This window comes from Nocardioides sp. (assembly GCF_047606145.1).
In the GTDB taxonomy this organism is placed as follows: domain Bacteria; phylum Actinomycetota; class Actinomycetes; order Propionibacteriales; family Nocardioidaceae; genus Nocardioides.
Genome location: NZ_JASGET010000168.1, coordinates 23477 through 45772 on the forward strand (window position 1 = coordinate 23477; position 22296 = coordinate 45772).

23 protein-coding genes are annotated in these 22296 nt (G+C 70.8%); 2 read left to right on the forward strand and 21 right to left on the reverse strand.

Features of this window, described 5'->3' with window-relative positions:
• Window positions 1–108 precede the first annotated feature (108 nt).
• From QM638_RS22795 to QM638_RS22850, 12 genes are all read right to left on the reverse strand, one after another.
• Complete coding sequence (locus QM638_RS22795; protein WP_415145931.1) at window positions 109–2262, reverse strand: acyl-CoA dehydrogenase family protein; 2154 nt, start codon at window positions 2260–2262, stop codon at window positions 109–111.
• Window positions 2263–2404: 142 nt separating this feature from the next.
• A complete protein-coding gene (locus tag QM638_RS22800; RefSeq protein ID WP_415145933.1) occupies window positions 2405–3550 on the reverse strand; it encodes a thiolase family protein in 1146 nt (381 codons plus the stop codon).
• 1 nt (window position 3551) lies between these two features.
• Window positions 3552–4331 (reverse strand): enoyl-CoA hydratase-related protein, encoded by a 780-nt coding sequence (locus QM638_RS22805; RefSeq protein ID WP_415145935.1) that lies wholly within the window; start codon window positions 4329–4331, stop codon window positions 3552–3554.
• The gene (locus tag QM638_RS22810) at window positions 4324–4740 is read right to left on the reverse strand and encodes a cupin domain-containing protein (RefSeq protein WP_415145937.1); all 417 of its coding nucleotides are present in this window, start codon (window positions 4738–4740) and stop codon (window positions 4324–4326) included. The genes QM638_RS22805 and QM638_RS22810 overlap by 8 nt, the downstream gene beginning before the upstream one ends.
• Window positions 4741–4768: 28 nt before the next feature.
• Window positions 4769–6286: a GMC family oxidoreductase gene (locus QM638_RS22815; protein ID WP_415145939.1), complete on the reverse strand. Its 1518-nt coding sequence runs from the start codon at window positions 6284–6286 to the stop codon at window positions 4769–4771.
• The gene (locus QM638_RS22820; protein ID WP_415145941.1) at window positions 6286–7062 is read right to left on the reverse strand and encodes an alpha/beta fold hydrolase; all 777 of its coding nucleotides are present in this window, start codon (window positions 7060–7062) and stop codon (window positions 6286–6288) included. Before QM638_RS22820 ends, QM638_RS22815 begins: the two co-directional genes overlap by 1 nt.
• Window positions 7063–7107: 45 nt before the next feature.
• On the reverse strand, window positions 7108–7827 hold the full coding sequence (locus QM638_RS22825) for an SDR family oxidoreductase (RefSeq protein ID WP_415145943.1): 720 nt from the start codon (window positions 7825–7827) through the stop codon (window positions 7108–7110).
• Complete coding sequence (locus QM638_RS22830; RefSeq protein ID WP_415145945.1) at window positions 7824–8273, reverse strand: hypothetical protein; 450 nt, start codon at window positions 8271–8273, stop codon at window positions 7824–7826. Before QM638_RS22830 ends, QM638_RS22825 begins: the two co-directional genes overlap by 4 nt.
• Before the next feature lie 43 nt (window positions 8274–8316).
• On the reverse strand, window positions 8317–8790 hold the full coding sequence (locus QM638_RS22835) for a MaoC/PaaZ C-terminal domain-containing protein (RefSeq protein WP_415145947.1): 474 nt from the start codon (window positions 8788–8790) through the stop codon (window positions 8317–8319).
• On the reverse strand, window positions 8787–9539 hold the full coding sequence (locus QM638_RS22840) for an amino acid ABC transporter ATP-binding protein (protein ID WP_415145995.1): 753 nt from the start codon (window positions 9537–9539) through the stop codon (window positions 8787–8789). Before QM638_RS22840 ends, QM638_RS22835 begins: the two co-directional genes overlap by 4 nt.
• 5 nt (window positions 9540–9544) lie before the next feature.
• Window positions 9545–10483, reverse strand: a complete 939-nt coding sequence (locus QM638_RS22845; protein ID WP_415145949.1) for an amino acid ABC transporter permease — start codon at window positions 10481–10483, stop codon at window positions 9545–9547.
• Between the two features lie 18 nt (window positions 10484–10501).
• Window positions 10502–11407, reverse strand: coding sequence for an ABC transporter substrate-binding protein (locus tag QM638_RS22850; protein ID WP_415145951.1), 906 nt, complete (start codon window positions 11405–11407; stop codon window positions 10502–10504).
• Window positions 11408–11724: 317 nt separating this feature from the next.
• On the opposite strand from QM638_RS22850, the gene QM638_RS22855 reads away from it, so the two are divergent.
• Window positions 11725–13194, forward strand: a complete 1470-nt coding sequence (locus QM638_RS22855; protein WP_415145953.1) for an aldehyde dehydrogenase family protein — start codon at window positions 11725–11727, stop codon at window positions 13192–13194.
• Window positions 13195–13340: 146 nt separating this feature from the next.
• Here the strand turns inward: QM638_RS22855 and QM638_RS22860 are convergent, their stop codons facing one another.
• Window positions 13341–13682, reverse strand: a complete 342-nt coding sequence (locus tag QM638_RS22860; protein WP_415145955.1) for a RidA family protein — start codon at window positions 13680–13682, stop codon at window positions 13341–13343.
• Between the two features lie 230 nt (window positions 13683–13912).
• On the opposite strand from QM638_RS22860, the gene QM638_RS22865 reads away from it, so the two are divergent.
• Entirely contained in the window at window positions 13913–14284 is a 372-nt protein-coding gene (locus QM638_RS22865) for a RidA family protein (RefSeq protein WP_415145957.1), read from the forward strand.
• A gap of 81 nt (window positions 14285–14365) precedes the next feature.
• Here the strand turns inward: QM638_RS22865 and QM638_RS22870 are convergent, their stop codons facing one another.
• From QM638_RS22870 to QM638_RS22905, 8 genes are read right to left on the reverse strand one after another with little or no spacing between them, the layout of a single operon-like run.
• Entirely contained in the window at window positions 14366–16129 is a 1764-nt protein-coding gene (locus QM638_RS22870) for a class I adenylate-forming enzyme family protein (protein WP_415145959.1), read from the reverse strand.
• A gap of 19 nt (window positions 16130–16148) precedes the next feature.
• Window positions 16149–16535 carry a RidA family protein gene (locus tag QM638_RS22875; RefSeq protein ID WP_415145961.1) on the reverse strand — a complete coding sequence of 129 codons (387 nt, stop codon included), beginning with the start codon at window positions 16533–16535 and terminating at the stop codon, window positions 16149–16151.
• Window positions 16536–16559: 24 nt separating this feature from the next.
• Entirely contained in the window at window positions 16560–16940 is a 381-nt protein-coding gene (locus QM638_RS22880; RefSeq protein WP_415145963.1) for a RidA family protein, read from the reverse strand.
• A gap of 23 nt (window positions 16941–16963) precedes the next feature.
• A complete protein-coding gene (locus QM638_RS22885) occupies window positions 16964–17788 on the reverse strand; it encodes a RidA family protein (protein WP_415145965.1) in 825 nt (274 codons plus the stop codon).
• Window positions 17785–18948 (reverse strand): LLM class flavin-dependent oxidoreductase, encoded by a 1164-nt coding sequence (locus tag QM638_RS22890; RefSeq protein ID WP_415145967.1) that lies wholly within the window; start codon window positions 18946–18948, stop codon window positions 17785–17787. Before QM638_RS22890 ends, QM638_RS22885 begins: the two co-directional genes overlap by 4 nt.
• 47 nt (window positions 18949–18995) lie before the next feature.
• Window positions 18996–19550, reverse strand: coding sequence for a flavodoxin family protein (locus tag QM638_RS22895; RefSeq protein WP_415145969.1), 555 nt, complete (start codon window positions 19548–19550; stop codon window positions 18996–18998).
• Window positions 19551–19588: 38 nt separating this feature from the next.
• A complete protein-coding gene (gene mmsA / locus QM638_RS22900) occupies window positions 19589–21049 on the reverse strand; it encodes a CoA-acylating methylmalonate-semialdehyde dehydrogenase (protein ID WP_415145971.1) in 1461 nt (486 codons plus the stop codon).
• Window positions 21050–21083: 34 nt separating this feature from the next.
• Complete coding sequence (locus tag QM638_RS22905) at window positions 21084–22193, reverse strand: LLM class flavin-dependent oxidoreductase (protein WP_415145973.1); 1110 nt, start codon at window positions 22191–22193, stop codon at window positions 21084–21086.
• Window positions 22194–22296: the final 103 nt, after the last annotated feature.

Below are 22296 nucleotides of genomic sequence, written 5' to 3' on the forward strand. Positions count from 1 at the left end.
GTTCTCCGCGAGACGTGCGTACGCCGGCGAGCCGCAGGCGCGCCTCGCCGACACCCGCCACCGGGTCCACGCACGCTCTCGCCACCCCGCTCAACGCCGATGCCGCCCTCAGACGCCCACGACGGCCGACCACGCGGCGCCGGGCGGCGCGGCCATCACCGCGGCGAGCTGACGGCCGTCCCACTCGTCGCGGGTGCCGTACTCCCGCCGCCAGGCGAGCAACCGGCCGGTGGAGCGGTGCAACGCGTGCTCGGAGGTGTAGCCGATCGCACCGAGCACCTGGTGGGCGTTGCGGCACACCACGCCCGCGGCGTGCGACGCGCACGACTTCGCCACCGTGACCGCTCGTCGCCGTTCGGCCTGGCCGGTGTCGGGATCCGCCATCGCGCGGACGGCGGCCAGCGCGGCGGCTTGTGCCAGTGCGGCCTCGGCCGCAGAATCCGCGAGCAGTGCCTGCACCGCCTGGAACCTCAGCAACGGACGGCCGAACTGGATCCGGACCGACGCGTGCTCGGTGGCCAGCTCGACGCTGCGGTCCAACGCGCCGCAGAGCTGCGTGGCGCGGGCCAGGGCGCCGCGCAGGCCGAGCTCCTCGATCAGGTCGTCGGGGACCGGCGTGCCGGCCGCCGAGGCCGTGCTCGGCTCCGCGCGCAGCAGATCGCGGGGCTCGTGCGCCAGATTCTCGGCCTCCTGCCAGCTCAGGTCGCGACCGTCCAGATCGGTGAGCGTCCAGTCAGCCCCGCGCCTGCTCAGCACCAGCACCCGGTCGGCGTGCCGGCCGTAGGCCACCGTGACCGCGCCGGCCTCCGCCACACCCAGCGAGGTGACCCGGTCGTCGAGCTTCAGGTCGAGCCGCTCCAGCAGCCAGCCGGCCAGCAGGTCGTGCTCGACCAGCGGCAGCGCGACGCCGTGATAGCCGGCGAGCCGGTGCAGCGTGGCCGCCTCGTGCCAGCCCGCGCCGCTACCGCCGGCCGCCTCGGTGCCGGTGAGCCGGACCAGACCGAGCTCGTCGAGCTTGGCCCAATGAGCGCGGTCGAACGCGGCGACCTGACCGGAGCCGAGACCGGCGGTGCAGTCGGCCAGGACGGCGTCGGCCATCGTCGCGTAGTCGCGGTCCACCGGGAAGTCCACCATGACGCCGGCGCCGAGACTGCTCGCGATGATCCCGCGCAGGATCTCGTTGGTGCCGCCGCGCAGGGTGAAGCCCGGCCGGCGTAGCAGGCTCAGGTCGGCCAGCTCGCCCAGCGCCGGGTCGCCCGCCGCCGGACCGGCGACCGCGTGCTCGTCGACCAGGTCGGCGATGTCGCCCTCGTGCAGCGTGCCCAGCGTCTTGACCAGACATGCGGTCACCTCGGCCGGGCCGCCCTGGGCCAGCATCGCGGAGACCTGGCCGGAGAGGGCATGCAGGCCCGCGAGCCGGTTGAGGCTGCGCCCGATCCGCAGGTCGGTGCTGCCGCCGGCCGCCCGGCTCGCCTCGACCAGACGCGCGAGGGCGGGAAAGGTGGACAGGAACCGCTCCGGCCCGCTGCGCTCGAAGCCGAGCTCGGAGGTGACCTGGCGCCAGCCCGCGCCGACCTCGCCGAGCACGTCGGCGTCGGGGACGTGGACGCCGTCGAAGAAGACCTCGTTGAAGTGGCTCTGACCATCCTGTGACTCGATCGGGCGGATCGTCACACCGGGGGCGTCGAGGTGCACGATGAGCTGGGTGAGCCCCTGGTGCCGGCCCGACTCCTCCACCGGCGTGGTGCGCACCAGCGCGATGAAGGCGTGCGCCCGGTGGGCGTTGGAGGTCCACACCTTGCTGCCGTCCAGCCGCCAGCCGCCCTCCACCCTCGTCGCCCTCGTACGCACCGCGGCCAGGTCGGAGCCGGCATCGGGCTCACTCATGCCGATGGCGAAGTAGCACTCCCCGCGCGCGATCCGAGGCAGGAAGCGCTCCTTCTGTTCCTGGCTGCCGTAGCGCAACAGCGAGGGAGCGATCTGTCGATCGGAGATCCAGTGCGCCGAGACCGGTGCGCCGACGGCGAGCAGCTCCTCGGTGACCACGAAGCGCTCCACGAAGGAGCGGCCCCGGCCGCCGAACTCGACCGGGATGGTCATGCCGATCCAGCCGCGCCGGGCCAGCTCCTTGCTGAACTCCTCGTCCCAGCCGGCCAGCCAGCTGTCCGCGGTCACGGTGATCGCGCCGGAGGCGAGGCGCTCGGCCAGGAAGTCGCGTACCTCGTGTCGCAGCGCGACGAGATCGGGAGTCGTGTCGTTCACGTGACCTGCCATCCTGTGATGTACAAACGAACTGGTCGGTATGTTACCAGAACGGGCGCTGCCCCCGCGCGGAACCGTCGGACGGGTGGGGCCGAGGGGTCGTGCGGGCGAGCGGCGCGCGAGACCGTGGCATCAGGTGGCATCAGGCGGCATCGCAGAGCTCCACGATCATGGCGTTCGCCATGCCGCCGGCCTCGCAGATCGCCTGCAACCCGTAGCGGGTGCCCTCGGCCACCATCCGGTGCGCCAGCGTCGTGGTCAGCCGCGCACCGGAGCAGCCGAGCGGATGCCCCAGCGCGATCGCGCCACCATCCGGATTGAGCCGGGCCGGATCGGCCCCGGTCTCGGCCAGCCATGCCATCGTCACCGACGCGAACGCCTCGTTGACCTCGTAGGTGCCGATCTCGTCCAGCGTCAGGCCCGACCTGGCCAGCACCTTCTCGGTCGCCGGGATCGGACCGGTCAGCATGAGCACCGGATCGACGCCGGTGACCGCGAAGCTGTGGAATCGCACCAGCGGCCGCAGTCCCAGCTCGGCCGCGCGCTCGGCGGTGGTGATCATGACCGCGGCGGCGCCGTCGGAGATCTGCGAGGAGTTCCCCGCCGTGACCACGCCGTCGGGGTCGAACGGGGTCTTCAGCCCCGCCATCGTCTCCACCGAGCCGCCGGTGCGGATGCCCTCGTCATGGCGTACGTCGCCGACCGGCACGATCTGGCCGGCGAATCGGCCCTCGTCCCGGGCCGCGGCCGCCCGGGCGTGCGAGGCCAGACCGTGCTCGTCGAGCTGGGTGCGCGACAGGCCCCACTTCCGGGCAATCATCTCGGCGGAGACCCCCTGGGAGAACTCCTCACCGGGGTAGCGGTCCGCGATCCGGGGACCGCGGGCCTGGCCGTGACCGCTGGTCCGCGTCGATCCCATCGGCACCCGCGACATCGACTCGACCCCGCCGGCGACGACGAGGTCGTACTGGCCCGACATCACCCCGGCCGCGGCGAAGGCGATCGCCTGCTGCGAGGAGCCGCAGGCTCGGTCGAGCGTCGTGCCCGGCACCGACTCGGGCCAGCCCGCGGCCAGCGCGGCCCAGCGGCCGAGGTTGGAGGACTGCTCCCCGATCGTGGTGACGCAGCCCCACACCACGTCCTCGACCTGGCCGGGATCCACCCCGGTGCGGCCGGCCAGCTCGGTCAGGACATGCGCGGAGAGGTCCACCGGGTGGATCTGTGACAGGCCGCCGCCGCGCCGGCCCACCGGCGTGCGCACCGCCTCGACGATCACCGCCTCCCGCACCTCAGGCCTCCTCGCCTGCGGCCGCCGCGCGCGAGGAGAGGCGCCGCATCGACCACATCTGAACCGGCCGCTCCACCTGGAGCGCGACGTCCCACGGCATCCCGGTCTGGGCGAGCTCGCGGCGGAAGGTGGCCACCGTGGCGCGCGCCAGCTCGGGGTCGCCGGCGATCCGGCGGGCGAGCGTCATCGCACGATCGAGGATCTCGTCGGCCGGGAGCGCGTCCCAGGCCAGGCCGAGCCGCTTCGCCTCGGTGCCGGAGACCTCCTCGCCGAACAGGCCCATCGCGGCCGCGGCCTCGCGGCCGACCAGTCGCTCGAGCAGCATGAAGTGTCCGCCGCCCGGGTGCAGGCCGCGCTTGAGGAAGCCGCAGATCAGCCGCGCGTTCTCGGCCATGATCCGCACGTCGGTGGCCATCACCAGGTTGAGTCCGGCACCGACGACCGCGCCCTGCACGGCCGCGATGGTGGGCACGCCCACCCTGCCCACCGAGACGAACGACTCATAGATCGTGCCGAGCGCGTCGTACCGCTCCGGCAGCGCCGGGTCCAGACCCGCGTCGGCGAGGGTGTCGAGGTCGCCGCCGGAGCAGAACGCCTTGCCCTCGCCGCGCAGCACGAGACAGGCCACGCTCGGGTCGGCCTCGACCTGCGCCACAGCGGCGGTCAGCTCGCGGGCCATCGGCACCGTGATCGCGTTGTACCGAGCCGGGGCGTTCAGCGTGATGACGGCCAGGCCGTCCTCGATGCTGAGCAGCACCTCGCTCGTGGTCTCCTCAGACATAGATCAATCCCATCTCGGCATACGTCGGCGTGCTGCACACGATCGTCATCTCGCAGGTCTCATCGGTCTCGTTGCGGTCACCGTGCACCATGCCCGGCGGGATGTAGATCGCCATCCCCGGCTTGGCCTCGATCTCCTCCTCGCCGAGGAAGACGGTGCAGGTGCCCTTGGTGACGTAGTAGATCTCGCTGCCATGCGGGTGATAGTGCCGCAGATGGTGCGACCCCGGCGGCACCTTCGCCAGCGCGAAGGTCACCGCGCAGTCCTCGACCGTCCTGCTGCTCAGCAGGGTCTGGGTCACGGTGTCGTCGTCGGGGCGCACCTCGATCGGGCCGTCCGGCACATAGTGCGCCGTGTCGACGAACTCCTCCTCGGTGGCCTGGACGATCAACGGGTGGATCTTGGGCATCTGGTCTCTCCTCTCGGTGGCTGGTGGCTCAGGGCGCACCGACCGCGCGACCTCGGACGAGGTCGGCGGCCTTCTCGCCGATCATCACGGCGGCGGCGTTGGTGTTGCAGGAGACCACCACCGGCATGATCGAGGCGTCCGCGACCCGGAGCCCGTCGATGCCGTGCACCCGCAGGTCGGGGGCGACCACGGCGTCGGCGTCCACCCCGACCCGGCAGGTGCCGGAGAGGTGGAAGTAGCTGCCGACGGCGTCCTTGACCGCCGCCTCGACGTCGGCACGGCTCTGGCTCAGGATGCGGGTGGTGTCGCTGCTGCCGCCCCACTCGGCGAAGGCGCCGTCCTGGACGATCCCCTCGACGATCTCCACGCCACGGATGAGGGCGTCGAGGTCCGCCGACTCACGGACGTACGCCGGGTCGATCAGTGGTGCCACCATCGGGTCCGCCGAGCGCAGCGTGATCGAGCCACGGCTGTGCGGCCGCATGTGGCCGATGCCGAAGGTGACCGGGTGCTCGACCGGGCCGTCCTGCCACGGCATGTGGTAGTCGATGTTCATCGTGTTGAGCAACAGGTCGGGGCCGTGCTCGGCGTCGTCGATGCGGGTGAGCAGCACCGCACCGCCCATGCCCGCGTCGTTCACCGACCGGGCGGCGCGGTAGCGCACGCCGGTGAGCAGCACGTGGTCCTGCAGGTTCGCGCCGACCCCGGACAGGTCGTGGACCACCCTCACGCCGGCCGCCTGCAGTTGGCCGGCGGGCCCGACGCCGGAGAGCATCAGCAGGTGGGGCGAGCCGACGGCACCGGCCGCGAGCACGACCTCGCCGGCCTCGATCACACGCTCCGCGCCGTCGCGCACCATCCGTACGCCACGGCAGGTGGCGCCGTCGAGCACCAGCCCGACCACCCGGGCGTCCGTGTCGACCTCCAGGTTCGGCCGCCCGATGGCGGGCCGGAGATAGGCCGTGGCGGTGCTCTCCCGCTTGCCGTCCCTGATCAGGGACTCGGAGTAGCCCACGCCCTGCATGTCGGCCGCGTTGAAGTCCTCGGTGCGCCGGTGACCCAGTCGCAGCGCGCTGGCGATGAACCGCTCCCCCACCGCCGACGGGTCCTCGGTGATGCGCGGGTGCAGCGGCCCGCCGGTGCCGCGGTAGTGCGGGTCGCCGTCGGGCACGTCCTCGGAGCGCTTGAAGTACGGCAGCACGCCGTCGTACCCCCAGCCGGCGGCGCCCAGCCGCTCCCACTCCTCGTAGTCGAGCCGGTGACCGCGCAGATGGGTCATGCAGTTGATCGAGCCGGAACCACCGAGCACCCGGCCACGCGGCGCGTCGTACGCCCGGCCGGTCTCGGGCTGCGGCACGGTGCGGTACTGCCAGTCGGTCTCGGTGCCGAGGTTCTCCTCCCACCGGTCCGGGACCTCCACCGTCGCCCGACGCTCGTCGCCGCCGGCCTCGATGAGCAGCACCGAGACCGCCGGGTCCTCGCTCAGCCGCGTGGCGAGGACGCATCCGGAGGTGCCGCCACCGACCACCACGACGTCGTAGCGCATCAGGCGATGACCTCGCCCAGCAGGAACCGCTCGATCGCGGTCGTGGTCTCCTGGTAGGCCGAGGTGAAGACCGAGTGCAGGCCGGGCACGCCGACGATCTCGGCGACCTGCGGCTGGTAGGCCGCGATCTGCTCCGGGGTCACCATGCCGAAGGCCGGCGAGTAGAGCAGCATCGTCGGGACGGTGACCGTCTCCGGGGAGGGCGCCGGCGAGGCGAACTCGCTGAAGATCGACACGATCGCGGACTGGCAGGTACGCCGCCGCACGCTGCCGTCCGCGAGCTCCTCGAAGTGCCCGTCGAGGTCGGCGAGATAGCGCTCGCGGTCGATCTCGCCGGTGTTCTCCCGGCTGTCCAAGAAGGCGTCGAAGGACGCCCAGGTGCCGCCCACCCGTTCCTGTTCGGCGCGGTGCATGGCGAGCTCTGGGGTGATCTGGATGACCGGCTCGGTGACCACCGCCTTGCCGACCCGGTCGGGGAAGCGGGCGAGCAGTTCGAGCACCAGGCGGCCACCGAAGGAATGGCCGACCATGTCGACCTTCTCCAGGCCGAGGTCGTCGAGGGTGTCGACGAGGTCGTCGACGTACGTCGCGTGTGTCCACGGCGGCAGGTAGCCGGAGTCGCCATGACCCCGCAGGTCGGGCGCGATCACCCGGAAGCGCCGCCCCCAGCGATCCTCGGCGACGTGGCGCCAGTTCACCCGGGCACCGCCCACCCCGTGGATGCAGAACAGCGGCGGCGCGTCCGGGTTGCCCCATTCCTGGACCACGAGCTTCATCAATCGTCTCCTTCGATCGTCGGGTGTGTTGGTCGGGTGTGGCCGTCAGCCGACGCTGCGGCCACCACAGACGTAGATGACCTGTCCGGTCACGTAGCCGGCGGCCGGAGAGGCCAGCCAGCGCACGGTCTGGGCGATGTCGGTGGGCTGACCGGCACGAGCCAGCGGTACCGAGGCCAGCACGCGCTCGCGCACGGGTTCGGGCATCGCCGCGGTCATGTCGGTGTCGATGAACCCGGGGGCGATCGCGTTGACCCGCACCCGTGGCGCGAGCCGGAGCGCGAGCGCCCGGGTCAGGCCGATGATGCCGCCCTTGGAGACCGAGTAGTTGAACTGACCGACGTTGCCGAGCTGGGCACGCGAGCTCATGTTGACCACCGAGCCACCCTCGGCGACCCGGTCCGCCAGATCGGTGGTCAGCTGATAGCTGCCGCCCAGGTTGACCCGCAGCACGGCACGGAAGTCGGCCGCGGTCATCTTCGCGATGAGCGCGTCACGGGTGATCCCGGCATTGTTGACCACCAGCCGGAGCGGCAGCCCGGCCGTGTCGACGGCCTCGCCGACGCGCGCCCGGCCCTCGGTCTGGGTGATGTCGGCGCGCACCGCGAGCGCCCCGAGCTCGGCGGCGGTCTCCTCGACCTCGTCCGCCAGGTCGACCAGGACGACCTGGGTGCCCTCCGCGATCAGCTCGGCAGCGATCCGGCGGCCGATGCCGCGGGCACCGCCGGTGACGACGGCGAGATCCGTCATGGGGACGGCGCTCACGGAAACATCCCTCCTGCGTGTCCGGTGCCGAGGACCAGCACCTGGCCCAGGGCGGCCCGCGTCGAGGTCGCGAAGCCGACCGCATCGGCCAGGCTCCCGGCCCGCTCACTGCGGTCGCTGGCGATGATGCCGACGTACCGGTCCCTGCGCAGGCCCTCGAAGGCCAGCACCCGGGCGCCGGAGACCAGCCCGGTGGCCACCATCGCGTCCAACACCTCGCCGCGGCCGAGCATCGCCTCGGTCTCCACGACGAAGACCACCGGGGCATCGTGTCCCGACGCCTCCTGGACCAGCCCGAACGCCTCGGACAGCTCGTCCTCGACCGCCTGCCAGTCGGTGAAGCCGCGGGAGGCGACGAAGACGAGGCCGTCGCGCAGACTCCCCTCGGCGTCGCCCAGCATCGCCAGGTCGGCTCGATCGGCGGCGCTCGTCGCCCGGACCCTCATGCGCGCCCTCGCCGTCTCGGGCCAACCGCTCGCCGGCACTCACTCATGCCTTGCTCCTCCGTCTCAGCATCGTCACGAACTCCCCCTCCTGCACGATCTGGTCGCGCTGATTGATCACCTCGACCCGCTCGATCACCAGGCCGCGGTCGGACGCGGAGACCTCGCGCGCCCCGATCACCCGGCAGTGCGCACGGATGGTGTCGCCGATGAGCACCGGCGCCTGGAAGCGCCAGCTGCGGACCTCGGCCAGCGCCACGATGCTCTCGTCGTAGTGCCCACTGCGGCTGCGCAGGCCGGTCACCAGGGAGAGCACCAGCGCGCCATGGGCCAAGCGCTCACCGAAGGGGCTCGCGCGCATCAGCTCGGCGTTCGTGTGCACCTCGTGGTGGTCGCCGGAGATCCCGGCGAAGCCGACCACGTCGGCCTCGGTGACGGTCTGCGCGGCGGTGTCGTAGTGCAGCCCCACCCGGGCGTCGTCGAACCACAACGGGCCGGGCCCGAGGATCTCCTCCGTCACAGCACCCGTCGCAGGAAGTCGCGGGTGCGCTGCTCCCGGGGGTTCTCCAGGACCTCCGCGGGCGAGCCGTGCTCGACGATCACTCCGCCGTCCATGAAGACGACCCGGTCGGCGACGTCGTGGGCGAACGCGATCTCGTGGGTGACCACCAGCATCGTCATGCCGGTCTCGGCGACGCCGCGGATGACCGCCAGCACCTCGCCCACCAGCTCCGGGTCGAGCGCGCTGGTCGGCTCGTCGAAGAGGATCACCTTGGGGTCGATCGCCAGGGCACGGGCGATGGCCACCCGCTGCTGCTCGCCACCGGAGAGCTGTCGGGGGAACTTCTCCTCCTTGCCGGCCAGGCCGACCTGGCTCAGCAGCTCGCGAGCCCGCTGGCGGCACTCGGCCTTCGGCCGCCGGTGCACCTTGATCGGCGCGAAGCTCACGTTCTGCTCCGCCGTCATGTGCGGATAGAGGTTGAAGTGCTGGAAGACCATGCCGATCTTCGAGCGCTGCTTGCCGAGCTCCCGTCCGGCCAGCTCGTGCAGGCTGTTGCCGCGCTGCTTGTAGCCGACCGACTCGCCGTCGACGAGAAGCCGGCCGCCGTTGATCTTCTCCAGGTGGTTCACGCAGCGCAGGAACGTGCTCTTGCCGGCACCCGACGGTCCGAGCAGACAGCACACCTCGCCCTGGGCGACGTCGAGGGTGATGTCCTCCAGCACCCGGATGTTGCCGTAGTGCTTGCTCACCGACTGGGCTGAGATCATCGTGTTCACGCGGTCGCTCCTCTGCGTCCCCTGAGGCCGCGCCGGATCGTGGCGATCAGCGACGGCGGCTGGCTGCGCGTGGTCCCGCGGGCGAACCTCTTCTCCAGGAAGTACTGGCCGGTGCTGAGGATCGTGGTCATGAACAGGTACCAGAGCGCCGCCACCACCAGCAGCGGGATGACCTCGTAGTTGATCGTGTAGATGTCGCTCACGCTGCGCATCAGCTCCTCGTAGGAGACCAGGCTGGCGAGCGAGGTGAACTTCAGCATGCCGATCAGCTCGTTGCCGGTCGGCGGGATGATCACCCGCATGGACTGGGGCAGCACGATGTGACGCAGCGTGCCGAACGGGGTCAGACCGTACGCCGCCGCCGCATCCGACTGGCCCTCGTCGACCGAGAGGATGCCGGCGCGCACCACCTCGGAGTAGTAGGCGCCGAAGTTCAGGCCGAGGCCGAGCAGCGCCGCCACCAGCGAGGTCATCACCTGGTTGGTGCTGACGTCGAAGACCTGCCAGCCGAACAGCGAGAGGTGGAGTCGCGGGAAGATCGTCGACAGGTTGAACCAGAAGGTCAGCTGGACCAGGGTCGGCGTCCCGCGGAAGAACCACTGGTAGAGCCATGCGACGCCGGTGAGCACCGGGTTGGGCGAGAGCCGCATCACCGCGATCAGGGTGCCGATCACCATCCCGATGACCATGCACAAGACGGTCATCACGATGGTGTTCTTGACGCCCACCAAGACGCCGTGGCTGAACAGGTAGTGGCCGACCTGTCCCCACTCCAGCGACTCCGTCGTGGCCAGGGTCCACACCAGCCAGGCCAGCGCGGCGATCACCACCACGGCGCTGATCCAACGTCCGAGGTGGCGTCGCGGTACGACCTTCGGCGGCGGACCGCTCTGGGCGGCCGGTGTCGCCGCGCTGGTCTGGGTCACGTGTGTCATGTCGATCCGGTCGGTGCCTCAGTCGGCGGACTTCAGGTTGATCGTCGGCGGCTCGATCGCCAGGTCTCCGAGACCGTTGTCGGTCATGATCTTCTGCCAGGTGCCGTCGGCGATCAGGCTCTTGATCGCCGCCACGATCGCCTCGGCGAGCTCGGGGTCGTCCTTGTCGACGACCCAGCCCTCGGCGATCGGGGTGTCCCCCATCACGTGGTCGTCGAGCAGCTCCAGCTTGCTGTTCTGCTTCGCGGTGTACGCCGCGAGCGCCGGATCCTGGACGGTGTAGTCGGTGCGACCCGAGGTCACCGCGAGGAAGCTCTCCGACGGGTCGGTGAACGTCAGCACCGTCATCTTCGGCTTGCCCTCGGCGGCGCACTTCTTGGCGTCGGCCTTCAGCAGCTGGAGCTGCTGGCTGCCCGCCGACTCGCCGGCGGTGGTACCGCACAGGTCGTCCGGGTCGATGTTGTCGGGATTGCCCGCGGGCACCAGCATGCGCATCTCGACCTTCAGGGTGTCGATGAAGGTCACCTTCTTGCGTCGCGCGGCGATGTCGGCGAAGGGGCCGATCAGCACGTCGCTGCGCCCGTTGAGCACGGACGGGATCATCGCCTCGAAGGCGAGGTTGTGGAACTCCGCCTTCACGCCGAGCTCCTCGGCGACCGCCGAGATGAGGTCGGGCTCGACGCCACTGACCGAGTTGCCCGACGCGATCGTGTAGGGCGGGTAGTTGAAGAACGCTCCGACGCTGAGCACACCGGAGCTCGCGATCGACGACGGCAGGCTGACCGAGCCGGTCGACGTGGCGGAGTCGGACGAGTCGCCGCTCGAGGTCGAGGTGGTGCCAGACGACGAGCCGCAGGCCTGCACGGTCAGAGCCAGGCTGGCGACCACGGCTCCGACCAGCATGATGTGGCGCTTGCTTCGCACTTGCTTCCTCCGCATCGGATGGGTGATCCCGAATGTCACAAACGTACCGGTTGGTATCTTGAGTATTGGGGAGGCGAACGCTGTCGTCAAGGGTCGATCACCCAGAATTAACCGCATCGCAACGTGGCGAACGAGGCCGTCGCCCGGGACCCCTGGGATGGCGGCCGCCGGGAGTCCCGGAGCACCGCCACGACAGCGCCGGTGTCGCTCGCCGCGTCGATTGACCCGCCTCGCGAACCTCCCTAGCATTCCGACCAGTAGGTTTGTTGCACGTCCGCCTCACGGCGGCCGCCCTCTCCGATCAGCTAGGACACCGCATGAGCACCGAGATCCCCACCGTCGACGCCGGCCCCTTCATCGGCGGCCGCTTCGTCGACTCCACCAGCGCCGAACGGCACACCTGTGTCAGTCCGGCCACCGGCGAGGTCGTCGGCACGTTCGCGCTCGGCACCGCCGAGGACGTCGACCGTGCGGTCGCCGCCGCCACCGCGGCCTTCGAGGACTGGTCCGCGCTCAGCGTCTTCGAGCGCTGCGACTACCTCGAGCGCTTCATCGTCGAGGTCGGCAAGCGCCGCGAGGAGCTCGGCCGGCTGCTCGCGCTCGAACAGGGCAAGCCGTACCGTCACGAGGCGCTGCCCGAGGTCGACGAGACTATCAGCAACGCCCGGATCGCCATCGAGATCGCCAAGCACCTCGACGCCGGCCAGATCCTCCCGCTGGCCACTCCCGGCCGGCGCGCGTTCGCCTTCCGCGCGCCGCGCGGCGTCGTGGCCGCCATCCAGCCCTGGAACTTCCCGCTCGGCACCGCGTCGGGCCAGCTCGCCCCGGCTCTGGTCACCGGCAACACGGTGGTCGCGCTGCCGGCGCCCTCCACGACGCTCATCGAGTACGAGTGGATCAAGTGCTTCCAGGCCGCCGGCTTCCCGGCCGGCGTGGTCAACCTGGTCACCGGGAGCGGTGCCGTCGTCGGCGACGCGATGACCGGCCACCCCGACGTCCAGGTCGTCGCCTTCACCGGCTCGGTCGCGACCGGACAGCGTGTCGCCGCTCGCGCGGCGGGCAAGGCCCAGCTCATCGAACTCGGCGGCAACGGCCCCTTCGTCGTCCTCGAGGACGCCGACCTCGACCTCGCGGTCAGGGACGCGGTCGACTCCGCCTTCGGCGCGGCCGGCCAGTCCTGCATCGCGGCCGGGCGCTTCCTGGTCCATGACGCCGTCTACGACGAGTTCGCCACCCGACTCACGGCGGCGGTCGAGGAGAAGATCCACCTCGGCCTGCCCTTCGACGAGGCCACCGTCATGGGTCCGCTCAACAACGCCGGCCTCGCCGACAAGGTCGACCGACACGTCCGTAGCGCGGTCGCCGACGGTGCCCGGGTCCTGACCGGCGGGGGCCGGGCCGAGGGCTTCCCGACCGATCTCTACTGGCAGGCCACCGTGATCGCCGACGTCGAGGAGTCGATGGCCATCGCCGTCGAGGAGACCTTCGGCCCGATCGCGCCGCTGCAGCGGATCCACTCCGACGCAGAGGCGCTGGACATCATCAAGGCTTCGCCGTACGGACTGGGCTCGGCGGTCTACACCCGCGATCTCGGCCGCGGCCTCCGCTTCGCCGAGAAGGCCCCCACCGGGATGATGAACGTCAACGCGCGTCCCGGCGAGGTCGAGGGTCACATCCCGGTCGGCGGCTTCGCCGGCAAGCTCAGCGGCATCGGCAAGATCCAGGGTCGCCACCCGATGGAGCACGTCTTCACCGAGATCAAGATCGTCACCATCAACGTGGCGTGACCGACGGGCGGAGCGCCCAGACGCGTCCGTCATCGCCAGAGCCGCCTGCGGCGTTCAGGTCGAACGCCGCAGGCGGCTCTCCGCTGTCAGGTGCGTGCGCTGTCGGCGTACTGGGCGCTCGTCCCGCCAGGCCGATCCGGGGCGGCTCAGCCGCGACGGGCCGCGACGGTGTCGATCTGCACGCGGCAGTTGCCAGCCAGACCGAGGACCACCGTGTTGGTCACCGGCAGCTGGCCCGGGAAGGCCTTCGCATACCCGGCGGCGACCTCCTCGACATCGCTCGCCTCGCGGACGTAACAGGTCGTCTTGACGACGTCCTCGAGGCCGAGGCCGGCGGCGGCGAGCCGAGCCGCGACCCGGGAGAGCACCACCTCGATCTCGTGCTCGATGGTGTCCGCCTCCGGGACCAGCTTCATCGTCGCCACGTCGATCGCGAGCGCGGAGGCATAGACGAACGGGCTGCGTTCGGTGGCCGGGGTCGTGGTCATCTTTCATCTCCTCATCCGGGTGCCGGGACGCCGGCGGGTGGTCGCACCAGGCGTGACGCCGGCCGGGATCGACGATCCGGCGAGGCCGGGCGGGATCCTCCTTGACGTACATACCGTTCGGTTTGGTACCGTACACGAAGCGGCGCCCGTCCGCGAGCGGCTGGCCACGATCGGCGATCGACCGATCAGAACCCGGGTACGACCCCGTGCCCCAACGAAACGAGGAGAAGATGGCGACCTTCCTGGGCACCCAGCACGACCGGAGACCCGCGGTGGGCGTGCTGGTCGACGGCTACCTGCTGGCCACCGGTACCGCGCTCGACCCGGCCACCGGTCGTGTCCCCGACGACATCACGAGCCTGACCGACGAGGTCGCACGCTGCTTCGCGGCCCTCGACGTCGCGCTGTCCGAGGCCGGGATGAGCCGGGCCGACCTGGTCAAGACGACCTGTTGGCTGGCCGACGAGGCCGACCGAGCCGAGTTCATCCCGGCCTACCGCGACCAGTGCGCGGCCGGCGTCTACCCCGCCCGCTGCACCATGGTGGCCGGCCTTCCCGGTGGTGCCCGCGTCGCCATCGAGGCCGTGGCCTACCGCGCCTGACGGGGCCCGACCGCGCCCGTCCCGCACCGGCCGATCCAGCCGGGACCTGATCTCCGACGGATCGCGCCGCTCGGCGTGGCTTCAGGAGCCGTTCGATGCCGGTCGGGCCTCCGCGTCGCGGCCGGCGGCCATCTCGGAGAGCCGGAACTTCTGCACCTTGCCGGTCGGCGTCGTCGGCAGGTCCTCGGCCGCGATGAACCTGACCGCCCGCGGCCGCTTGAAGCCGGCCAGTCGCTCTCGGCACAGCGCGAGGACCTCGTCCGCGGTGAGAGACGCACCGGACTCGAGCACCAGCCAGGCACAGCCGACCTCACCCCAGCGCTCGTCCGGTACGCCGACGACGAACGCCTGGCTGATCGCCGGATGGGCGGTCAGGACGTCCTCGACCTCCTTGGGAGCGACGTTCTCGCCGCCGCTGCGGATCAGCTCCTTGGTGCGGCCCGTGAGCACGATCGCGCCATCGGGCCGCACCCGGCCCAGATCGCCGGTGTGGACCCAGCCGTCGCGGAAGGTCCGCGCGGTCTCCGCGGGCAGCTCCCAGTAGCCCACCGCGTTGGTCGGACCGCGCGAGACGAGCTCGCCCTCCTCGCCCTCGGGCAGCGGAGCCCCCGTCCGCGGGTCGACGGTGCGCACCTCGGCAAGGTGGCCGCCGAGCTCGGGTACGCCGGCCGGGCCGCCGTACTTGGGTCGTCCGACGGTGCTGGCGACGAAGGCGATGCCGTCCTCGGGCCGCGACATCACCGGACCGCCGCCGGTCTCGGTCATGCCGTAGCCGGTGGTGCCCTCCCGAGCACCGAGCAGCCGGACGGCGCGCTCCCAGAGCCACACCGGCGCCATCGCGCCGGCACACATCAGGCCGGTCACCGGCGGCCCCTGCCGGTGCCGCGCCGCGGCGGCCTCGCACAGCGCGACCACCATCGTCGGCACCGTCACGAGCTCGTCGGGGCGATGGCGCTCGATGGCGCCCAAGAAGTCGACGGGTGCGAAGCTCGGCCGCAGGATCACCGCGCCGGCGGCGAACATCGTGGCGTTGAGCACCTCGTTGTTGGCGAAGGAATGGAACAGCGGCAGTGCGGACTGCACCCGCCACCCATCGCCGAAGGCGCGGGTGAGCGCGCCGCCGAGGCCCAGCCGGGCATCCTGGTCGTGGGTCCACAGCACGCCCTTGGGAGCACCGGTGGTGCCCGAGGTGTAGAAGATGAGGCTGATGTCGTCGGGGCCGGGCCCCGGGCCCAGCTCGGCTACGCCGGGTGTGGCCTCGACCTCGGCGAGCCGCACCACTCCCGGTCGCGCCGGCGTCTCGGCCGGGAGCTGCACGACCAGTCGCAGGTCGGGCAGCGCCGCCAACCGGCCCCCGGCAGCCCATCCGGGCGCGATCTGGTCGAGGAGGTCGAGGTGGTCCAGCCCGCCGAGCCCCGTCACCGTCAGCAGAGCGCTCGCGCGCGAGTGGCGCAGCACGAAGGCCAGCTCGTCGCGACGGAACCTCACGTTGAGCGGCACCATCACCGCGCCCAACCGCGACAGTGCGTACTTGGCGACGACGTACTCCGGACGATTGCCGAGCAGGACCGCGACATGATCGCCGCGGCGCACTCCGCGCGCGGCCAGGCCGGCCGCCATCCGCCCGACCCGCGCGGCGATCTCGCGATAGCTGAACGCGTGCTCGTCGGTGACGATGAACTCGCGCTCGGGGAACTCCGCCACGACCGCCAGGAGCCACTCGTGGATGGCCCGAGGACGCCATCGCGGGTAGCGCGCCTCGAGCGCGGCGCGGCGCAGCGCCGGGGCCGGCTGGATCTGCGGAGCCTGCTCGGTCGTCGGGACCGACTCGGTCGGCTGGGTCATGGACGAGCCGGCGGAGGGATCAACGCCGTACCGCGATCGCGTCGAGCTCGACGCGACACCCACAGGCGATCCCGACCACCTGGGTGAGCCGCACCTCGTGGGAGTCGACGTCGGCGAAGACCTCGTCGTAGGTCTTCCAGAACTCGGCGCGGTAGGAGTCGTCGGAGAGGTAGCAGTTGATCTTGACGATGTCTTCCAGGCCGCAGCCGGCCTGCCCGAAGAGCTCCTTGAGCTGATCGATGCAGATCCGGGTCTCGTCCTCGACGCTCGCCGCCTCGGCCTGACGCCTCATCGTCTCGCCGTCGAGTGCCATCGCGGCCGCGAAGACGAGGTCGCCGGCGATCGCCCCGGAGGAGAGGCCGTAGGCGGCGATCTCCGAGCCGGGCTCGTTCAGGAACGTGGTCATCGTGCCTTCCTCGTGGTCAGAACGTCACCGGGCGGCGACGGCGTCGAGCAGTACGCGGGCGTCCCCGGCGACACCGCCGACCTGGGTGATCCGGACAGGATACGGCCCCGGGGCCAACACCTCGTCGAAGGCTGTCCAGAACTCCGCCCTGTCCTCGTCGGCGGCCAGGTAGCAGTTCACCTTGACCACGTCGGAGAGCGCGTAGCCCGCCTCGGCGAGCGTCTCGCCCAGCCGGACCAGGCAGACCCGGGTCTCCTCGGCGATCGTGCCCGCCTCGGGGACGCGCCTGCCGGTCGCGCCGTCGATCGCGGAGGCCTCGGCCCACACCAGCCCCAGTGCCGGGACGGCCACGCCGTCGGCGAAGCCGGACTCGGTCGGCGTCGCACCATGCAGGTACTTCTTCATCACGTCTCTCCTCGTCTCCACCATCAGGCCGTACGCCGCGCGGCGATCACGTCGATCTGGACACGGCAGTCGCCGGGCAGACCGATCTGGAAGAGCGCCCGCGACGGATAGGGCCCCGGCGCCAGCAGGTCCCGGTGGGCGTAGGCGTAGTCGAGGCGGTACCTCTCCTCGCTCACCCACGCGGTCACCTTGGTGAGATCCGCCAGGGTCAGCCCGGCCTCGGCAAGCGCGGTCTCGACCTTCGTCAAGATGATGGCGAGCTCGTCCTTGATGGTCACCGCCTCGTCCGGCCGTCTCATGGTGCTCGGGTCGATCGCGGAGGCGGCGGTGAAGACGAACCTCTGCGACAGCCCCGCCGCCGACGGACCGCTCTGCCGGGGTCGGACGAAGCGCTCCCCCAGCTCCTTCGGCTCCTCGGGCTCGCTCCCGTCGGCCCGGTACGCGACCGCCTCCAGCTCCACCCGGCAGTCGCCGGCGATGCCGGCCACCAGGGTGACGACCTTCGGCAGCTCACTGGGGTCGAAGGTCTCGCGCAGCGTCGCCCACATCTCCTCGCGGAAGGACTCGTCGGAGACGTACGCCGTCATCTTGACGATGTCGCTCAGCTCCCGCCCGCCGAGGGCGAGCGCGGCCCGCACCTGCTCGAGGCAGAACCGGGTCTCCGCGGCGATGGTGTCCGCCTCGGCGAGCCGCTTGATCGTGGTGAGGTCGATCGCCATCGCGCCGACGAACTGCAGACCGTGGGCGACGGCGCTGCCGCCCAGGCCCAGCTTCGCCATGGCGGCGCGGTCGCGGCCCTCCGGCACCAGGAACTCGGTGGCCGGCGTGGTGGCCTCGGCGGCCGTCATCGGGCCGCCCCCGCGGCCTCGACGGTGACGTCGCCGACCTCACGACGCACCCGCGGGATGACCTCCTCGGCCATCAGCCGCATGCTGCGCTCGATCGCCTCCGGCGAGGCCTGGCCGAGGGCGAGCATGAAGTGCTCCCAGCCGCGCTCGCGGTGCATCTTGATCATCCGCTCCGCGACCGAGTCGGGCGTGCCGACGAACAGGTAGTCGCGCTCCATCATCAGGTCGAAGCCGTCCATCGCCTGCAACTTCGGGTCCTCCGGATCCTCGTCGATGTCGAGCCAGGCGCCGAGCCCACGGACCCGCTTGATCACCTCGAAGCGGTCGACCACGAAGTGGTAGATGTCCGCCCGGGCCTCGGCCTCGGTCTCGGCGACGGAGAACTCACGCACCGCCGGCCCGACCTTGGCGAAGTGAGCGGGACGGCCGTACGTCGCGGCCTCCTCGTCGTAGGCGGCATTGAGGTTGGCCAGCTTCTTGCCGGTCGGGTGGGAGGAGATCGCGCCCATGCCGTTCTGGGCGGCGTGGCGCCAGCCCGACTCGGTCTGGGAGACCGCGTAGATCGGCGGCATCGGCGACTGGACCGGCTTCGGGATCACCGGTAGGCCGGTGAGGTGGCCGTTCTCGTCCTCGTAGTCGGCCATCGCCTTGCCGCCCCAGCCGACCTTCGGCCACGGCAGCGTGTACCGCTTGCCCCGGTGGCGGAACGGATCCTCGGTCCAGGCCTTCTTCACGATGTCCAGGTTCTCCTGGAAGATCTCGCGGCTCTGCTCCTCGTTGCGGCGATCCGCCTCGGGGTTGAGGTTCATGATCTCCCCGGCGAGGATGCCACGACTGAAGGCGACGTCGACCCGGCCCTTGCTGAAGTGGTCGAGCATGGCCAGATCCTCGGCGAGCCGGACCGGGTGCCACAGCGGCAGGCCGATGGCCGCGATGCCCAGGCGGATCCGCTGGGTGCGGGCCGCGAGGTCCGCATGCATCAGGACCGGGTTGGGGAGCTGGTCGTTGCCCTCGCCGTCGAAGTGGTGCTCGCCCAGCCAGATCCCGTCGAAGCCCAGTTCGTCGGCCAGCTCGACCCGTTCCCGTGTCTCGTCGAGAAGCTCGTCCCACGGCCGCGTGCGACCGCGGTTCACCAGGACGTGCATCAGATCAAATCTCATGTGTGCATTCACCTTTCTCAAGGAGCCGGGTCGCGGTCGGACGACGGTCAGGCATTCGGGGTCACGGCCCGCAGGGCGGTGGAGGAGTCGATCGCACGGGCGAGCTCGACCAGCGCCCGGCCCATCAGACGAGCGCGCTCGTCGTTCTCGGGGGTCAGCGCGCCGTCCACGTAGGCCGCCCCGGTCAGATAGAGCCCCGGGGAGACCACGTGGGCGGCGAAGAAGTCCACCAGCACGTCCCGCATCGAGCCGGGACCGAGCAGGTGGTGGTCGCTGGCGGCGGTGGCCACGGTCAGCACCGCGCGGGCGCTGATCGGAGCGTCGCTCTCGCCGTACATCCCCCGCGGAGTGTGATCCATCAGGTCCTTGAACTGGGCGGTGTACGTCCCGCGGTACATCGGCGAGCCGAACACGAAGGCGTCCGCCGCGCGCATCGCCTCGACCACCTCGGCGACCGGTCTGCCGGCGCCCAGCTCCATCACCGACGTGGTCGCACCCGACTCCGCGGCACCCGCGAGCACGGCGTCGATCGCGGCCAGGGTCTTGCCGCCCAGCGACGGCGAGCAGTTCACCGCCAGCACCGTGCCTCTCTGGTCCACCATCACAGCCTCCGCTCTCGCTCCGCCCGCGCGTTCGCCGCTCACCAGCGGGAGACGACGAGCCTCTCCTCGGTGTAGAACCGCAGCGGTGCGTCGCCGCAGATGTGGATGTCGCCGTAGAACGACGTGCCGAGGCCGCCCATGGTGAAGTTCGCCGGCGGCGCCGGGAAGGTGTTGACCCCCACGTTGCCCGACCGGATGCCCACCTCGAACTGTCGGGCCACGGTGCCCGACCGGGTGAAGATCGTGGCGGCGTTGCCGAACTCGGTCGCGTTGGCACCGGCGATCGCCTCGTCGAGGGAGTCGACCTTGTGCACCACGATGACCGGGCCGAACGTCTCCGCCGCGTCGACCGGATGGTTGAGCGGCAGGTCGGTGAGGATCGTCGGGCCGACGAAGTAGCCCTCCGCGGTCCCGGTCTCGCCCTGGAGCTGCGGAGTGCGGCCGTCGCGCACCGGGGTCGCGCCGCTCTCGACCGCCTGCGTGATGGCGGTGACCAGGCGCTCCTTGCTGGCGGCGCTGACCACCGGGCCGAGCGAGATCCCGGCGTCGATGCCGCTGCCGATCACCATCTTGTCCACGCTCTGCGCGACCTTCTCGACGAGCTCGTCGTAGACCTCGGCGAGCACCAGGATCCGGGTGCCCGCCAGGCAGCGCTGGCCGGCCATGCCGTACGCCGAGGAGACGATGCCCTCGGTGGCCTGGTCGAGGTCGGCGTCCGCGGCGACCACGATCGGGTTCTTCGCGCCGCCGTTCGCCTGGACCCGCTTGCCCTGCTGCGAGGCCCGCTGGTAGATCGCCTTGGCGACCGGCGAGGAGGTGATGCAGGAGACCGCGACGACCTCGGGGGCGTCGATGAGCCGCTGCGCGACCTCGGCGCGGCCATGCACCAGGTTGAGCACGCCGGCGGGCAGGCCCGCCTCCTGGAGCAGCCGGATCACGCTGGTGGTCGCGATCGGGTCCTGCTCGGAGCCCTTGAGCACGAGAGTGTTCCCGGTGACCAGCGCCCATGCGGAGAACTGGCTCGGGTTCATCACCGGGAAGTTGAACGGGGTGATCGCCACGCACACCCCCAGCGGCTCGCGGATGTGCCGGGCGTCGATGCTGCCGGAGACGTTGCCGGCGGTCGAGTGGTAGAGCATCGGCGCCGCGATCGCGGTCTCGATGAACTCCGTCGCCCGCAGTACCTCGCCGCGAGCCTCGTCGAGGGTCTTGCCCTGGTCCAGGGTGATCGCGTGGGCCAGGTCCTCCTTGTGGTCCTCGATGTTGCGGCGCATCCGGTGCAGGAACTGGACGCGACGCTGCAGCGAGAGAGCGCTCCACGCGGGGAAGGCGGCCGCCGCCGCGGCGACGGCCTCGTCGACCTCGGCTGCGGTGGCGGCCGCCACGGTGCCGATCTGCTGGCCGGTGGCCGGGTTGAAGACGGCGATGCTCTCGCCGCCGCCGTCACGCCACTCGCCGTCGATGAGCAGCTGGGCAGAGGTCTCGATCTGTGCGGACATGGAGTTCTGGTCTCCCTATGTTTCGTGATCTGGGTCAGGCGGAGACGACGTCTCCATACTGGATGCCGAGGTCGCCCCCGACGTCATGGGCCTTGAGGTGCGGAAGCACCTCCTCGGCGATCAGCTCGAAGTTGGCGTTGGAGACCGACTGCGGCATGCCGCCGAAGGCCGGCACCAGCAGGATGCCACCGGCGTCGAGACGCTTGACGTACTCCAACAGGCGCTCGGTGACCTGGTCGGGCGTTCCCCAGACCTGCAGGTCGGCGAGGAAGCCCGCGAAGCCGTCGATGCCGTGCTTGGCGATGTTGCGGCTCAGGCCCGCGTAGTACTCGTAGCCCTCGATCTTGGCGAACCCGACGTTGTCGAACTCGTAGTGCTCGACGGTCGACATCGCATAGCGCTGCAGGTAGTTCTCGCGCATCTCCTGCGCGCCCGCCTCGTCCTTGGCGACGCCGGTGAAGACGCAGATGACCGGCTTGGGCGGCTGTACGCCATTGAGCTCGACGAACCGGCGACGGTAGGTCTCCAGCTCCTCCTCGACGGTGTGCCACGGCTTCTGCGCGATCACCATGATGCCGACGCCGAGCTTGGCCATCAGGTCGATCGACTCGGGCGAGACGGCCGAGGCGAAGGTACGGCCGCGGTAGCTCCCGTACGGGTCGGGACGGATGTCGACGCGGGGCTGGTGGTACACCTCGCCGTCGTACTCGAGCGCACCGGTCTCGAGTGCCTCGAGGATCGCCTCGGCGTACTCGCTGAAGAGGCGGCGGGACTTCCCCATCGGCACCTGGAAGCCCTCGAACTCGACCCGGCCCAGGCCACGGCCGATACCGAGCATGCCGCGACCGCCGGAAAGGTGGTCGAGCACCGAGAAGCTCTCGACCGTGCGGATCGGATCCTGCCAGGGAAGCACCGTCACCATCGTGCCGAGCTTGATCCGTGACGTCTTCGCGGCCACATAGGCGAGCAGCTGCGGGACGTTGGGAGTCAGCTCGTAGTTGGTGAAGTGGTGCTCGGGCCACCACAGCGAGTCGAAGCCGAGTTCTTCCGCCCGCAGGGCGTACGGCAGCTCGTCTCGATAGACGTCCGCGTCCGACCGCTGGCGGTCGAGGTTCTGAAAGGTGAGCGTCAATCCGGTGTGCATGCCCGCCTCACCACTCCGATCCGGGTGTCATATGTTCTTCCTTCCGACCGGTTGGTCTGTAGCGACTCTAACCAGTCCCGGGGCGCTCGCGCAACCGCCACCG